Origin of the sequence: Enterobacter cloacae (assembly GCF_011078175.1) — a bacterium.
GTDB lineage: Bacteria > Pseudomonadota > Gammaproteobacteria > Enterobacterales > Enterobacteriaceae > Enterobacter > Enterobacter cloacae_Q.
In genome coordinates, this window is the sequence record NZ_JAALCJ010000025.1 from 1 (window position 1) to 1971 (window position 1971).

The 1971-nt window shown below is 63.0% G+C and carries 1 pseudogene; it reads left to right on the top strand.

The window, feature by feature from the left end:
* Positions 1-98 precede the first annotated feature (98 nt).
* Positions 99-1865: pseudogene (locus tag G6Q29_RS21505) on the top strand (Tn3 family transposase); the annotation flags it as partial.
* Positions 1866-1971 lie beyond the last annotated feature (106 nt).

Consider the following 1971-nt stretch of genomic DNA (forward strand, 5'->3'; position numbering starts at 1 on the left):
ATCCCCTGGGCGAAATGCGCCTGGTAAGCAGAGTTTTTGAAATGTAAGGCCTTTGAATAAGACAAAAGGCTGCCTCATCGCTAACTTTGCAACAGTGCCAGCTGCGGGCCGCTCCCGCCGCGAAGGACGTGCTCGACGCCATCGAGGTGCTGCGCGGCATGAACAGCGACAACGCCCGCAAGGTGCCCGCCGACGCGCCGACCGAGTTCATCAAGCCGCGCTGGCAGAAGCTGGTCATGACCGACACCGGCATCGACCGGCGCTACTACGAACTGTGCGCGCTGTCGGAGATGAAGAACGCGTTGCGTTCCGGCGACATCTGGGTGCAGGGGTCGCGCCAGTTCAAGGACTTCGAGGACTACCTGGTGCCGCCCGCGAAATTCGCCAGCCTCAAGCAGGCCAGCGAATTGCCGCTGGCCGTGGCCACCGACTGCAACCGGTACCTGAACGACCGGCTGACGCTGCTGGAAACACAGCTTGCCACCGTCAACCGTATGGCGACGGCCAACGAGCTGCCGGACGCCATCATCACCGAGTCAGGCTTGAAGATCACGCCGCTCGACGCGGCGGTACCCGACACCGCCCAAGCGCTGATCGACCAGACGGCAATGATCCTGCCGCACGTCAAGATCACCGAACTGCTGCTGGAGGTGGACGAATGGACGGGCTTCACTCGGCATTTCGCGCATCTGAAATCGGGCGACCCGGCCAAAGACAAGAACCTGTTGCTGACCACGATCCTCGCCGACGCGATCAACCTGGGCCTGACCAAGATGGCGGAGTCTTGCCCCGGCACGACCTACGCCAAGCTGGCTTGGCTGCAAGCCTGGCACATCCGCGACGAAACCTACGGGGCGGCGCTGGCCGATCTGGTCAACGCACAGTTCCGCCATCCCTTCGCCGAGCACTGGGGCGACGGCACCACCTCATCGTCGGACGGCCAGAACTTCCGCACCGGCAGCAAGGCCGAGAGCACCGGCCACATCAACCCGAAATACGGGAGCAGCCCAGGGCGGACGTTCTACACCCACATTTCTGACCAGTACGCGCCATTTCACACCAAGGTCGTGAACGTCGGCGTGCGCGATTCGACCTACGTGCTCGACGGCCTGCTGTACCACGAGTCCGACTTGCGGATCGAGGAGCATTACACCGACACGGCGGGCTTCACCGATCACGTCTTCGCCCTGATGCACCTCCTGGGCTTCCGCTTCGCGCCGCGCATCCGCGACCTGGGCGACACCAAGCTCTACATCCCGAAGGGCGACGCCGCCTATGACGCGCTGAAACCCATGATCGGCGGCACGCTCAACATCAAGCACGTCCGCGCCCATTGGGACGAAATCCTGCGGCTGGCCACCTCGATCAAGCAGGGCACGGTGACGGCCTCCCTGATGCTCCGAAAGCTCGGCAGCTACCCACGCCAGAACGGCCTGGCCGTGGCGCTCCGCGAGCTGGGCCGCATCGAGCGCACGCTGTTCATCCTGGACTGGCTGCAAAGCGTGGAACTGCGCCGCCGCGTGCATGCCGGCCTGAACAAGGGCGAGGCGCGCAATGCGCTGGCCAGGGCAGTGTTTTTCAACCGCCTGGGTGAAATCCGCGACCGCAGTTTCGAGCAGCAGCGCTACCGGGCTAGCGGCCTCAATCTGGTAACGGCTGCCGTCGTGTTGTGGAACACGGTCTATCTGGAACGGGCTGCGCACGCGCTGCGTGGCAACGGCCATGCCGTTGATGACGCGCTGTTGCAGTACCTGTCGCCGCTCGGTTGGGAGCACATCAACCTCACCGGCGATTACCTCTGGCGCAGCAGCGCCAAGATCGGCGCGGGCAAGTTCAGGCCGCTACGACCGCTGCAACCGGCTTAGCGTGCTTTATTTAATGAGATGGTCACTCCCTCCTTCCCAGTACTATGCTGAGGACAGGCTTTCATTCGGAGAACCATCATGGAAAACATTGCGCTTATTGGTATCG